Annotated in this window: 13 protein-coding genes; 2 read left to right on the top strand and 11 right to left on the bottom strand. The window is 68.4% G+C overall.

From position 1 onward, the window contains the following. Positions 1-54: 54 nt before the first annotated feature. The 8 genes from ugpB to AC5LXX_RS01650 all read right to left on the bottom strand — a co-directional run bounded on the left by ugpB (position 55) and on the right by AC5LXX_RS01650 (position 8,406). Positions 55-1,389, bottom strand: a complete 1,335-nt coding sequence (ugpB, locus tag AC5LXX_RS01685) for a sn-glycerol-3-phosphate ABC transporter substrate-binding protein UgpB (protein ID WP_493410290.1) — start codon at positions 1,387-1,389, stop codon at positions 55-57. Positions 1,390-1,477: 88 nt separating this feature from the next. After that, entirely contained in the window at positions 1,478-2,686 is a 1,209-nt protein-coding gene (locus AC5LXX_RS01680; protein ID WP_493410289.1) for a deoxyguanosinetriphosphate triphosphohydrolase, read from the bottom strand. Positions 2,687-2,727: 41 nt separating this feature from the next. After that, positions 2,728-3,807: a 3-dehydroquinate synthase gene (aroB, locus tag AC5LXX_RS01675; protein WP_493410288.1), complete on the bottom strand. Its 1,080-nt coding sequence runs from the start codon at positions 3,805-3,807 to the stop codon at positions 2,728-2,730. Further along, positions 3,804-4,358, bottom strand: a complete 555-nt coding sequence (gene aroK, locus AC5LXX_RS01670; RefSeq protein WP_322083558.1) for a shikimate kinase AroK — start codon at positions 4,356-4,358, stop codon at positions 3,804-3,806. Before aroK ends, aroB begins: the two co-directional genes overlap by 4 nt. Positions 4,359-4,398: 40 nt before the next feature. After that, on the bottom strand, positions 4,399-6,030 hold the full coding sequence (locus AC5LXX_RS01665) for a type IV pilus secretin PilQ (RefSeq protein WP_493410287.1): 1,632 nt from the start codon (positions 6,028-6,030) through the stop codon (positions 4,399-4,401). Further along, positions 6,027-6,881, bottom strand: a complete 855-nt coding sequence (locus AC5LXX_RS01660) for a pilus assembly protein (RefSeq protein WP_493410286.1) — start codon at positions 6,879-6,881, stop codon at positions 6,027-6,029. Before AC5LXX_RS01660 ends, AC5LXX_RS01665 begins: the two co-directional genes overlap by 4 nt. Further along, positions 6,878-7,486, bottom strand: coding sequence for a fimbrial protein (locus tag AC5LXX_RS01655; protein WP_493410285.1), 609 nt, complete (start codon positions 7,484-7,486; stop codon positions 6,878-6,880). Before AC5LXX_RS01655 ends, AC5LXX_RS01660 begins: the two co-directional genes overlap by 4 nt. Beyond that, a complete protein-coding gene (locus AC5LXX_RS01650) occupies positions 7,483-8,406 on the bottom strand; it encodes a competence protein ComA (protein WP_493410284.1) in 924 nt (307 codons plus the stop codon). The genes AC5LXX_RS01655 and AC5LXX_RS01650 overlap by 4 nt, the downstream gene beginning before the upstream one ends. Positions 8,407-8,632: 226 nt before the next feature. Here AC5LXX_RS01650 and AC5LXX_RS01645 point away from each other — a divergent pair, with 226 nt between their 5' ends. Next, positions 8,633-11,020 (top strand): penicillin-binding protein 1A, encoded by a 2,388-nt coding sequence (locus AC5LXX_RS01645; protein ID WP_493410283.1) that lies wholly within the window; start codon positions 8,633-8,635, stop codon positions 11,018-11,020. Between the two features lie 90 nt (positions 11,021-11,110). Here AC5LXX_RS01645 and cyaY read toward each other — a convergent pair whose 3' ends face one another. Next, positions 11,111-11,437: an iron donor protein CyaY gene (cyaY, locus tag AC5LXX_RS01640; RefSeq protein WP_124453476.1), complete on the bottom strand. Its 327-nt coding sequence runs from the start codon at positions 11,435-11,437 to the stop codon at positions 11,111-11,113. Between the two features lie 36 nt (positions 11,438-11,473). Between cyaY and lptM the strand changes: the two genes are divergently transcribed. Next, positions 11,474-11,752: an LPS translocon maturation chaperone LptM gene (gene lptM, locus AC5LXX_RS01635; protein ID WP_124453478.1), complete on the top strand. Its 279-nt coding sequence runs from the start codon at positions 11,474-11,476 to the stop codon at positions 11,750-11,752. Between the two features lie 81 nt (positions 11,753-11,833). Here lptM and msrQ read toward each other — a convergent pair whose 3' ends face one another. After that, complete coding sequence (msrQ, locus tag AC5LXX_RS01630) at positions 11,834-12,520, bottom strand: protein-methionine-sulfoxide reductase heme-binding subunit MsrQ (protein ID WP_493410282.1); 687 nt, start codon at positions 12,518-12,520, stop codon at positions 11,834-11,836. Between the two features lie 20 nt (positions 12,521-12,540). Next, the gene (gene msrP / locus AC5LXX_RS01625; RefSeq protein ID WP_493410281.1) at positions 12,541-13,536 is read right to left on the bottom strand and encodes a protein-methionine-sulfoxide reductase catalytic subunit MsrP; all 996 of its coding nucleotides are present in this window, start codon (positions 13,534-13,536) and stop codon (positions 12,541-12,543) included. Positions 13,537-13,589: the final 53 nt, after the last annotated feature.

Genomic DNA, 13,589 nt, shown 5'->3' with positions numbered 1-13,589 from the left:
CCGGCCGGCATGCGCTCGCGCGCGATGCCGCCGGCGGCACGAAGCGATGCGTGCTCAGCCGCCCGACTTCTCGAAGCGGCGCAGCAACTCGTCGCCACGCGACGCGGCCGAATCGAGCGCATCCTTCGGCGACTTCTTCTGCGCCCAGACCTGTTCGAACTCCTCGTCGACGATCGTGCGGATCTGCGGCATGTTGCCCAGGCGCAGCCCCTTCGTGTACGGCAGCGGCGGCTTGTTCAGCATCTGCTTGATCGCGGTTTCGGCGCTCGGATTCTTCGCGTAGAAGCCCTGCTGGCGCGTGAGGTCGTAAGCGGCGGTCGTGACCGGCAGGTAGCCCGTGTCCTGGTGCCACTTCGCGGCAACGGCGGGCGTTGCGAGGTACGCGAGGAATTTCGCGACACCCTTGTAGGTCGCCGGATCCTTGCCGGCCAGCACCCACAGGCTCGCGCCGCCGATGATCGCGTTCTGCGGTGCGCCCTTCACGTTCGCGTCGTACGGCAGCATGCCGGTGCCGTAGCTGAACTTCGCGAACTTCTGCACGTTCGCGAGCGCGCCCGACGACGTCGTCAGGATCCCGCAGTCGCCGCTGTAGAACTTCGCCGACGCTTCATCCTTGCGGCCCGCGTACGTGAACGTGCCGTCCTTCGCCATCTGCTGCAGGAACGACACGTGCTCGATCTGTTGCGGCTTGTTGAATTCGAGGACGGCGTCGGTGCCGTCGAAGCCGTTGTTGCGGGTCGCGAACGGCAGCCCGTGCCACGCGCTGTAGTTCTCGAGCTGGATCCAGCCCTGCCAGCCGGTCGTGAAGCCGCACGCCATCCCCGACTTGCGCAGCTTCTCGGCATCGGCCTTCACGTCGGCCCACGTCTTCGGCGGCTGGTTCGGGTCGAGGCCGGCCTTCTTGAACGCGTCCTTGTTGTAGTACAGCACCGGCGTCGAGCTGTTGAACGGCATCGACACGAGATGGCCCGTCTTCGCGTCGCTGTAGTAGCTCGCGATGGTCGGCACGAACGCCTTTTCGTCGAGCGGCACGCCGGCCTGCTTGAACACGTCGTAGACCGGCACGACGGCCTTCTTCGCCTGCATCATCGTGGCCGTGCCGACTTCGTAGACCTGGAGGATCGCCGGTGCGTTGCCGCTGCGATACGCGGCGATGCCGGCCGCGAGCGCCTGGTCGTAGGTGCCCTTGAAGACCGGCACGATCTTGTAGTCGCTTTGCGACGCGTTGAACTGGTCGGCGATCGCATTGACCCGTTCGCCGAGCGCGGCCTCCATCGCATGCCAGAACTGAATTTCCGTCGCGGCGAGCGCCACGTGCTGCACCCCGAACATCAGCGCGCCGCCGAGCGCGATCGAACGAACCAGTGTCCCCGCAGGCTTCTTCTTCATCGACCTCTCCTATGAAAACGTTACCAACAGCGTGTGCAACATTCCCGTCGCCATTGAACCGGCGAAGTCTAGTGATCGTTTGTGACAGTCAGTTGTCGCTGATGACGAACAGGCGCTGATATTCCTTCAGCGCGAAGCGGTCGGTCATGCCGGCGATATAGTGCGCGACGAGACGCGGCTGCTGCGCCGCGTCGTCGGACTGGTACGGCGGCGGCAGCAGGCGCGGATCGTCGATGAACGCGTCGAACAGCCCCGTGACGACGCGTTGCGCCTTGCTCGCCATGCGCATCACCTTGTAGTGGCGATACAGGTTCTTGAAGAGGAAACGCTTGAGCGCGGCCGCCTGCGCGGCGACCGTCGCGCTGTGCGACACGAGCGGCGGTGCGGCGCGCACGTCGTCGAGCGACGCAGGCGCCACGCGCACGAGGTTGCGCGTGGTTTCGTCGATCAGGTCGACGATCAGCGTGTTGATGATGCGGCGCACCGTCTCGTGCACGAGCCGGCGGCCTTCGAGGTGCGGGAATTCGGCGAGCGCTTCTTCGTAGTGGCGCTGCCACAGCTCGACTTCCGCGAGCTGCTCGATCGTGATCAGGCCGGAACGCAGGCCGTCGTCGACGTCGTGGTTGTTGTAGGCGATTTCATCGGCGATGTTCGCGAGCTGAGCTTCGAGCGACGGCTGGCGTCCGTGCAGGAAGCGCTCGCCGAGCGCGCCGAGCTTGCGCGCGTTCTCGCGCGAGCAATGCTTCAGGATGCCTTCGCGCGTCTCGAAGCACAGGTTCAGCCCGTTGAATGCGCCGTAGTGCTCCTCGAGCTCGTCGACGACCGCGAGGCTCTGCAGGTTGTGCTCGAAGCCGCCGTGGTCGCGCATGCACGCATTCAGCGCGTCCTGCCCGGCATGGCCGAACGGCGTATGGCCGAGATCGTGCGCGAGCGAGATCGCTTCGACGAGATCCTCGTTCAGCCGCAGGTTGCGCGCGACCGAGCGCGCGATCTGCGCGACTTCGAGGCTGTGCGTGAGGCGGGTGCGGAACAGGTCGCCTTCGTGATTGACGAAGACCTGCGTCTTGTATTCGAGCCGGCGGAACGCGGTCGAATGGACGATGCGATCGCGATCGCGCTGGAATTCGGTGCGCGCCGCCGGTGGGGTTTCCGGATGGCGGCGCCCACGCGACTGCGACGCGTGGGCGGCATACGGAGCGAGATGGGCTTCCAGCGCCGCCAGCGTCGGCGGCTCGGCCACCGGCGCAGCGGATGCGCGGCTGGCTTCGGGCAGTGTGCTGCTGGATGTCTCGCTCACGTCTCCTCCATGTCAGGGGCGCCGGGGCATCCGGGCCGTCGTTAGCGCGTCGTCTGCGCCAGTGTAGCGAACACGGCTTCGTCCGGCGCCTCGGTGATCAGCGTATCGCCGAATCGCTTCAGCAGGATGAACTTGATCGCGCCGGCCTCGGCCTTCTTGTCGACACGCATCAGGTCCATGTAGCGTGCGTCGCCGAGCGCAGGCCCGCGGGTCGGAAGACGCGCGGCCGCGATCACCGCGTCGAGGCGCCGCCGCGACGCTTCGTCGAGCAGGCCGAGCCGCGCCGACAGGTCGCCCGCCATCACCATCCCGCAGCCGACCGCCTCGCCGTGCAGCCACTCGCCGTAGCCGAGCCCGGCCTCGATCGCGTGGCCGAACGTGTGGCCGAAATTCAGGATTGCGCGCAGGCCGCCTTCACGCTCGTCGGCCGCGACGACGCTCGCCTTGATCTCGCACGAACGCTTCACGGCGTGCGCGAGCGCCGCCGGCTCGCGACGGTTCAGCGCGTCGACGTTCGCCTCGATCCAGTCGAAGAACTCGGCATCGGCGATCGCGCCGGTCTTGATGACTTCGGCGACGCCGGCCGCCAGTTCGCGATCGGGCAGCGTCGACAGCGCGCCGATGTCCGCGATCACGGCCTGCGGCTGGTAGAACGCGCCGATCATGTTCTTGCCGAGCGGGTGGTTGATGCCCGTCTTGCCGCCGACCGACGAATCGACTTGCGACAACAGCGTCGTCGGCACCTGGATGAACGGCACGCCGCGCATGTAGCACGCAGCGGCAAAGCCCGTCATGTCGCCGATCACGCCGCCGCCGAGCGCGACGAGCGTCGTCTTGCGATCCGCGCGTTCGGTCAGCAGGCCGTCGAAGATCAGGTTCAGCGTTTCCCAGTTCTTGTACGCCTCGCCGTCCGGCAGCACGACTGTCGACACGCGCTTGCCGAGCGGCGCGAGCGCCGCGCGCAGCGCGTCGCCGTAGAGCGGATCGACCGTCGTGTTGGTGACGATCGTGACGGACGAACCCTTGATGTGAGGCGCGAACAGCTCGGTGCGGCCGATCAGGCCGGCACCAATGTGAATCGGATAGGCGCGGTCGCCCAGATCGACGTTGACAGTAATCATGCTTGTAGCGGCTTGGCGATGACGCCCGCCAGTTCGAGTTGCATCAGCACCATGTTGACGAGACCGTTGACCGACGGACGGCCGGTCTCGATGACGAAATCCGCGCATTCGCGGTACAGCGGATCGCGCACTTCGTACAGCGCTTCGAGACGCCCCTTCGGATCTTCGGTCTGCAGCAGCGGGCGGTTCTTGTCCTTGCGCGTGCGCAGCCACAGATCGTGCGGATTGGCGCGCAGATAGACGACGATGCCGTTGCTTTTCAGGCAGTCGCGATTTTCCGGGCGCAGCACCGCGCCGCCGCCCGTCGCGAGCACGATGTTCTCGCGCTGCGTGAGATCGGTGATCACCTGCGTTTCGCGATCGCGAAACCCGGCCTCGCCTTCCAGCTCGAAGATCACCGGAATGCGCGCGCCCGTGCGGGCCTCGATTTCGTGGTCGGAGTCGAAGAACGTCCTGTCGAGACGACGCGCGACCGCACGGCCCACGGTGGTCTTACCCGCTCCCATAAGGCCGACGAAAAATACGTTTGCATGTGGGTCCCGCGCTTGCAACGGCTTCCTCTGCTTCAATCTTGCTGGTGTGTGGCGCAGCTTACTGGCAAAGCGGCTGCCTTGTCGAGCCTGCGCCGGCGGCTTCCGGCCCCGTTTTATCGGCATCCGCGCCGCCCGGGCCGTGCGCATCGCAGCGCGCATCGACGACGGTCGGCGTGATGAACACGACCAGTTCGTTGCGCTGGTCGCGCTGCGCGCGGTGCCGGAAAAGTGCGCCCAGAAACGGTATTTTGCCCAAGAGCGGCACGCGCGTCACATCGTTCCGGTTCAGTTGTTCATAGATACCACCGATTGCGACCGTCCCGCCATTCTCGACCTCGACACGTGTCTGTACATGCTTCGTATGGATGGCGGGGCCGGCCGCCGTCGGCTCGCCGACGCTGTCCTTCGTCACGTCCAGGTCGAGCACCACGCGCCCGTCCGGCGTGATCTGCGGCTCGACCTCGAGCTTGAGCGTCGCGCGGCGGAACTGCACGCCGCTCATGCCGTTGCCCACCTTCGCCTGGTACGGCAGCTCCGAACCCTGCTCGACGATGGCCTTGACGCGGTCGGCCGTCACCACGCGCGGCCGCGAAACGATCTGGCCCCGCCCTTGCGCCTCGAGCGCGCTCAGTTCGACGTCGAGTACGCGGCTGAGCGGCGCGGCGAACAGCGTGAAGCCGGCAGTCGCTGCGTCGAAGCCGCCGAGCGGCCGCGCGGCCAGGTCGAGCGCGTTGCGCGCATCGGCCGTAAACGTGGCGCTCTCGCCCGCCGACGGCCGCCCCTGCGCCCGCAGCGCGACGCGCACGCCGAGGTTGCGCGAGAAACCCTGTTCGCCTTCGACGATGCGCGCCTCGATCCGGACCTGCCGCGACGGCCGGTCGATCGCGTCGATCAGGCCCGCGATCTGCGCGATGCGCGGCGCGAGATCGGTGACGAACAGCAGGTTCGTGCGCGGATCGGCCGCCGCGGCGCCGCGCTTCGACAGCAGGCGCTGACCGGTCGCGCCGGCCAGCAGCCGCTGCACGTCCTGCGCGCGCGGGTAGTGCAGCGCGAAAGTGCGGCTCGCCAGCGGCTCCAGATCGGCGGCCCGCGCATGCATTTCGAAGCGCTCGCGCTCGCGGGCGGCCAGGTCGGCCGCCGGCGTGACCCAGATCACGTTGCCGCGCCGGGACATCGCGAGCCCGTGCGTGTCGAGCAGCGTGTCGAAGGCCTCGCGCCAGCGGACATTGTTCAGACGTAACGTGACCGTGCCGCGCACCTGCTCGCCGACGACGATATTGAGCCCCGTGAACCTCGCGAACGCGTCGAACGCGGCCGCGAGCCCGGCGCCCTGCAGATTCAGCGAGATCCGCCGCGCGTCGTCCGCATCGCCGGGTTGCCGTGCCGCGGCGTCGCTCATCCGGGCCGGCGGCGCCAACGGAATCGGCGGCCCCTCCAGCTGCGGTGCCGGTGCGGCTGGCTCCGTCCGAAGCGCCGCACGAGCGGCCTGGTCGATCGGAGGCGGGCCGGCTTCCTCCGCAACCGCGTTGTCCGCACCGTCTACCCTCCCGTGCGGCAGCGGCAGACCCGGCACCGGTGCCTCCATCGACGCGGCAGGCCAGACTGCCGGCAGCGGCGGCAACGACGCGCCTGCGCAGGCCGCCGTCGATCCGGCCCAGACGGCGAGCGCCCAATGGCCGTACTTCGTCATGGCCGCCCTCCATCGTCGAACGCGACCCGGTGCGCGCCGTCCGCCGTCGCGAGCATCACCGCCGCGGACTCGACGCGCACCACGCGCGCCGCCCCGATTGCTTCGCCGGGCATCACGGCCGTGAACGCGCCGTCGCCGTCGTCGAACAAGGCGAGACCGGCACGCGCGTCGCGAATCGTGCCGGCGAGCCGGGCCGCCACGCCATCGGCTTCACCGCCGAACGGATCGGCGTCGAGCGCATCAGCCTGAAGCGGCACCGTGCCGCCTGCGGGCGATGCGGCCGGCAGCGCCGGAAACACGTCGACAGACATGTCCACCCGCGTGGACTGCATGCCGCGCTCGACACGCAGCGCCGACGGCACCGCCAGCACCGGAAAGCGCACCAGCCCGCCGACCATCCTCGACAACGCGCGAAAGCCGCCATCCGCGACGATGCGGACGGTGCGCCGGCCAGCCGGCGCCGCGCCATCGGTGCGCTGCGGCTCGATCGATACGCCGTGCAGCCCGCTCGACGCAGCGAGATCGGCCAGCTCCAGCATCAGCGCGGCCCATTCCGGCGCACGCGACGCGCGATCGTCATGCGCCGGCGCCGGATGGGCGCTGCGCCGTCGCTCCGCGGATTCGAGCATGCGCTGCGCGTCGGCCGCGCGCCCCTGCGCGGCCACCAGCAACGCGCGACTATGCGCGAGCCCGCTCCAGTCGGCCGCATTCGCCAGATGAATGCCGCCTGCCAGCACGGCCACGAACGCCAGCACGCAGCCGGCGGCCTGCATGGCCGCCGGCGAGACCCGCGGCATGCCGCGCGGCCACGCAACGCCACGTGGCACTGGCCAGTGCGTGATCGCCGTCATGCGCCACCTCCCGACGCCGTCCGCGACGGCATCGCATCGTGCCAGCGCAATTGAACCGAGAACCGGAACGGCATCCCGGCCAGCAGCGCCCGCGCACTCGACGCAGGCGTCAACGCATCCACGTCGATCCTCCAGTCACGCTGCTCGCGTGCCATCGCGGCGAGCCATCGCGCGGCCGCCCGGTAGCTCGTGGCCCGCACATCGAGCACGGCCCCTGCCGGTGTCGTGCGCAGCGCGTCGAGCCGGACGCCGTCGTCGCGCACCTGCACCAGTGTCGCCAGCAGCCCCGCGACGCGCCCGTGCGGTGCGGCAAGCGCGGCGGCCTGCGCGTCGCGCCGCGCGATGACAGCCGCCGCATCGGCGGCGCGCGTCGCTGCACTCACCTGCGGCTGCAACTGTCGCTGCCGCGTTTCCACACCCGCGCGCGCGGCATCCGTGCGCCACCGCATCCAGGTGGCCGCGCCCGTCCACAGCAAGGTGCCGAGCACGCCGAGCAGGATCGCCGTCGCGCACTGCCCGGCCCGGCGACGCCGCAACGCGTGCGCCAGCCGTTCGCGGTACGGCAGCAGGTTGAAGCCGCCGAGTGCCGCCTGATCGGCCGTCATTCCCACACTCCGCGCAGCGCCAGCCCGAACGCAACGGCGAATGCCGGGCCGCCCGGCATGCCGGCGGGCGCGCACGGCTGCCCGTCCCAGCTCGTGCAGTCGAACGGCACCACCGCCGAGCCGAGCACGTCACCAATCTCGGCGACGGAGGTTTCGAAGCGCGCGATGCTTCGCTCGTCCCCGGCGACGAATACGCAGCGCACGGCGCCGAGCGCGCGCCGGCGCAGTGCATCGGGGAGCGCCTCCGGCAGCGTGCCGGACAGCGTGAGCACCGGCACCGCCAACGGCCCGTCGATGCGCCAGCCGCGCACCCCCGAATCGCGGAACCAGAGCGCGGCGTAGGAACCCTGAGCATCGAGTTCGAATTGCGCGGCATAGCGCAGCGCGCGCAGCATGGCGGCCGACTCGCCGTCGACCGCCGTCAGGTCGATACCGGCCTGGGCGGCCACGTCGATCCGCCGTTCGAGCAGCGCGAGCGGGGCCACGGTCACCGCGATCTCGCCGGAGCGCGCGCCGCCGTGCTGCCGCCAGTCGAACGCGAAACTGTCCGGCGCCAGCCCCGAGATGCGCTCGGCCGCCTGCCGCGCGGCGTCCGGGATGTCGTGACGGCCGGCCAGGTCGAGCGTCGCGGTACGTATTTCGTCATCATGCAGCGCCATCACGCCGCGTGCATCGCACCGCACGTCGGCCGCCGACAGCCGCGCGACGGCTGCCGCCAGCGCACGGGCGACCGCGGCCCAGCGAGCGTCTTCCGGGCCGCCCGCCAGCCCGACCGGCTCCCGCTCGAGCCCCTCGACCCGCACATCCGCACCCCGGCCGCGCCGGCTCAGCACGACCACCCTCACCTCGCCGGCGCCGACGTCGATTCCCGTCGACCGGTGCCTGCCCTGCGCAAACCGTGCTACCCATCGTCCCGCCATCCCAGCCTCCCGAAATCGTCGCGGCCCACGCCGCGTTTCCGAGACCTGATTCTGCAAAGCGGCGCGCGCCGCCGACAGTCGGCCAAACGGCCAGCAGCGGCCGGCGGCGGCCGTGCGCGGGTCATACTGACGGCATGCCGACCGGCGGCTTTCCGGCGGCCGCCCCCCGCGTCAGGACCGGTCTTACCGGGCAGCTATAATCGCGGGACTGTTTTCCGGTATGCCTATGCAATCCACGACTCCTACGTCCCCGCCTCCTGCCCCGGAGCCGAAGAAACGGCCCTGGTGGCAAAAAGTCCTGCTCGGCTTCGCCGCGATGTGCGTGGCCCTCGTCGTGGCCGGCGGCCTCGTGCTCGGCTACGCGCTCGTCGTCGCCTGGCCGAACATGCCGTCGCTCGACGCGCTGACCGACTATCGCCCGAAGGTGCCGCTGCGCATCTACACGTCCGATCACGTGCTGATCGGCGAATTCGGCGAGGAGCGCCGCGACGTCGTCCATTTCAAGGACGTGCCCGACTCGTTGAAGAAGGCGATCCTCGCGATCGAGGACGCGCGGTTCTACGATCACGGCGGCGTCGACCTCACCGGCATCATCCGCGCCGGCTTCGTCGCGCTGACGAACGGCCATGCGTCGCAGGGCGCGAGCACGATCACGATGCAGGTCGCGCGCAACTTCTTCCTGTCGAGCGAGAAGACCTACACGCGCAAGATCTACGAGATGCTGCTCGCGTACCGGATCGAGCGCGCGCTGACGAAGGATCAGATTCTCGAGGTCTACATGAATCAGATCTATCTCGGCCAGCGCGCGTACGGCTTCGCGAGCGCCGCGCGGGTCTATTTCGGCAAGGACCTGAAGGACATCTCGCTCGCGGAAGCCGCGATGCTCGCGGGGCTGCCGAAGGCGCCGTCCGCGTACAACCCGGTCGTCAATCCGAAACGCGCGAAGGTCCGCCAGGAATACATCCTGCAGCGGATGCTCGAGCTGAACTTCATCACGCGCGAGCAGTACGACGAAGCCTCCGCGCAGCCGCTCGTCGTCAAGGGCCCGGGCCGCGATTTCAGCGTGCACGCCGAGTACGTCGCGGAAATGGTCAGACAGATGATGTACGCGCAGTACCGCGAGGAAACCTACACGCGCGGCTTCAACGTCGTCACGACGATCGATTCCGCGGACCAGCAGGTCGCGTACACCGCGCTGCGCAAGGGCATCATGGATTACGAGCGTCGCCACGGCTATCGCGGGCCGGAAGGCTTCATCGAACTGCCCGCCGGTGCCGACGACCGCGAACAGGCGATCGACGACGCGCTGCTCGAACACCCCGACAACGGCGAACTGATTGCCGCGGTCGTCACGGCCGCGAGCCCGCGCCAGATCACGGTGGCCTTCATCGACGGCAGCACGGCGACGGTCGAGGGCGACAACCTGCGCTTCGCGTCGGGTGCGCTGTCGGCCAGCGCGCAGCCGAACCGCCGCATCCGCCCCGGTGCGATCGTCCGCGTCGTGAAGAACGACACCGGCAAATGGTCGATCACGCAATTGCCGCAGGTCGAAGGCGCGTTCCTGTCGATCGTCCCGCAGGACGGCGCGATCCGCTCGCTCGTCGGCGGCTTCGACTACAACAAGAACAAGTTCAATCACGTCACGCAGGCATGGCGGCAGCCGGGTTCGTCGTTCAAACCGTTCATCTACTCGGCGTCGCTCGACAAGGGCCTCGGGCCGGCAACCGTGATCAACGACGGCCCGCTGTACTTCAGCGCTGCCGAAACGGGCGGCCAGCCGTGGGAGCCGAAGAACTACGGCGGCGGCTTCGAAGGCCCGATGTCGATGCGCACCGCGCTGCAGCGCTCGCGCAACCTCGTGTCGATCCGGATCCTGAACCACATCGGCACGAAGTACGCGCAGCAGTACATCACGCGCTTCGGCTTCGACGCCGACCGTCATCCGGCCTACCTGCCGATGGCGCTCGGCGCGGGCCAGGTCACGCCGCTGCAGATGGCCGGCGCGTACTCGGTGTTCGCGAACGGCGGCTACCGCGTCAATCCGTACCTGATCGCCGAAGTCACCGATCCGAACGGCGCGATCGTCGCGCGTGCGCAGCCGCTCGTCGCCGAGCAGAACGCGCCGCGCGCGATCGACGCGCGCAACGCATACGTGATGAACAGCCTGCTGCAGAGCGTCGCGCAGCGCGGCACGGGCGCACGGACCAACATCCTGAAGCGCACCGACCTCGCGGGCAAGACCGGCACGACGAACGATTCGCACGACGCGTGGTTCGCCGGCTACCAGCACACGCTCGCCGCGATCGCGTGGATCGGCTACGACAACCCGCGCAGCCTCGGCGATCGCGAAACGGGCGGCGGCCTGTCGCTGCCGGTCTGGATCGAGTACATGGGCGCGGCGCTGAAGGGCGTGCCCGAGTTCAAGCCGACGATGCCCGAAGGTGTCGAGTCGCTCGGCAGCGAGCTGTACTTCACCGAATTCACGCCGGGTCACGGCTTCGTGTCGACGGTCGGCGTGCCGCAGGCGCCGGCCGCGCAGAACGTCGACGAAGCCGTACCGCACGTCGACGAGCAGGAAAAGCAGGACATCATGAACCTGTTCCGCGGCCACTGACGCACGGCCCGGACATGAAAAAGCGCCCCGCGGGGCGCTTTTTCTTTGGCTGCGACGCTCGGGGTCCGGCGCCCCGGGCGCGTCACAGGCTCACAGGCTGAACGTGATCGGCAGGCCGGCCTGCTGAGTCGCGTATTCGGTGAGCGCCGAGAAGAACTCGGTGCCCGTGCGCGTATCGCGCCACTCGCCGTCGATGAAACGGTAGTGGAATCCGCCCGCCTTCGCGGCGATCCACACTTCCTTCATCGGCGGCTGCAGGTTGACGATGATCTTCGAGCCGTTCTCGAACGTCAGCGTCAGGACGCTGCCGTTGCGCTCCAGATCGATGTCGTGGTCGCCGTCGTTCGCGGCGTCGACGGTACGCTCGACGGCCATCAGCACGGCCTCGGCACGGGTCAGGTATTCGGTATCGGACATGCTAAACTCTATCGGTTCAATTGTTCAGGGACGATCATGCGAGTCGTTTTCCGGATGAGCGCGATTGTAGCGGCTTTGGCGATTCTTGCCGGCTGCGGTCAAAGCGGCGCGCTTTATCTGCCCACCGTACCCCCGATGCCCAAGCCGCTCCAGCAGCAGAACACGCCGCCGTCGGACGTGAAGCCGACCGATGAAAACGCGTCGTCCGACGATACACCCGATACGTCGGGTTCGCCGCTCACGCTGTCGCCCGAGCTGTCGAGCGGCGCATCGACCATGCCCGCACCGGCATCGGGTCCGGCCGCCGCGAAGTAACGACACAACGCGGCTCGCGCGGCTGGCGAAACAAGGCGATGATTTCACGATCATCGCCTTTTGTTTTTTCGGGCTGCGCCGTCACGCACGCACGCGCCGCCATCCCCACGCAAGCAGCCGCCAGCCGAGCAGCGCCGCGACGATCGCCGCGTAGAGCTTCGGCTGCGCGAGATTGTGCTTGCCGGCGCGCATCCACCAGAAGTGCAGCACGCCGAACAGTGCGACCGCATAGATCGCACGATGCAGCGTCGCCCAGTGGCGGCCGAGCCGGCGCACCATCGCGCGCGTCGACGTCGCGGCGAGCGGGATCAGCAGCACGAACGCGGCGAAGCCGACCGTGATGAACGGACGCTTGCCGACGTCCTTCAGGATCGCGACGACGTCGAACCACTTGTCGAACCACAGGTAGGTCGTGAAGTGCAGCGTCGCGTAAAAGAACGCGAACAGCCCGATCATCCGGCGAAAACGCAGCAGCGCCGCGAACCCCGTCATGCGCCGCAGCGGCGTGACGGCGAGCGTGATGCACAACATGACGAGCGTCCAGAGGCCCGTCGAGCGCGTGATGAATTCGATCGGATTCGCGCCGAGCCGGTCGGTCAGCCCGAACAGCACGAGACGCGCGAGCGGATAGAGGCCGGCCGCGAACACCAGCACCTTGGCCGGCGCGAGCCAGCGCGGCGCGGCCGGACGGATCGCACCGGCCCGCGCCGTGCGTGCGGCCGGCCCGGTACCCGCCGCGCGAGCGGGCGTGAGCGTCGAAGGAGGCATGTCGTTTCTCACCGTCGCGCTCAGAAGTTCTTCTTCAGGTCCATGCCCTGATACATCGACGCGACGAGGTCGCCGTAGCCGTTGAACATCAGCGTCTTGCGCTTCGGCGTGAAGAAGCCGTCCTCGCCGATGCGCCGCTCGGTCGCCTGGCTCCAGCGCGGATGATCGACGTTCGGATTCACGTTCGAATAGAAGCCGTACTCGTTCGATGCATAGGTGTTCCAGCTCGTCTTCGGCTGCTTGTCGACGAAGCGGATCTTCACGAGCGACTTCGCGCTCTTGAAGCCGTACTTCCACGGCACGATGATCCGCACCGGCGCGCCGTTCTGGTTCGGCAGCACCTGCCCGTAGACCCCCATCGTCAGCAGCGTCAGCGGATTCATCGCCTCGTCCATCCGCAGCCCTTCCGAATACGGCCAGTCGAGCACCGGCGTCGACAGGCCCGGCATCTGCGATGGGTCGGCGAGCGTGATGAACTGCACGTATTTCGCGTTGCCGGTCGGCTGCACGCGCTTGATCAGCTCGGACAGCGGCACGCCGATCCACGGGATCACCATCGACCATCCCTCGACGCAGCGCAGCCGGTACACGCGCTCCTCGAGCGGCGCGAGCTTCAGCAGTTCGTCGAGATCGAACACCTTCGGGTGCTGCACCTCGCCCTCGACGCTCACCCGCCACGGACGCGGCCGCAGCGTGCCGGCGTTCTGCGCCGGGTCGCTCTTGTCGGTGCCGAATTCGTAGAAGTTGTTGTAGGACGTGATGTCCTTGAACGGCGTCACCTTGTCGGCGGCGACGAACGTCGGGTTCGTTTTGGCCGCGAGCTTCGCCGCACGCGCGTCGGGCGACGCATACGCGGCGAACGCCGCGCCGCTGCCGCCGAGCAAGCCGCCCGCCGCCGCGAGGCCGGCCGCCTGCAACACGCGCCGCCGGTTCTCGAATATCGTGCGCGGCGTGATCTCGCTGGGCGAAATATCACCGCCGGTCAGTACGTTCCGCAAAGGGCGTTTGATCCACATCGTGCTGCTCCTCCTGCATGCGCGGCGCGCATGTTTCATGAGCGTTCGACCCG

It is taken from the genome of Burkholderia torrens (assembly GCF_984668525.1).
Note: the sequence above shows the minus strand (reverse complement) of the source record. Positions and strands in the feature narration are given on the sequence as shown.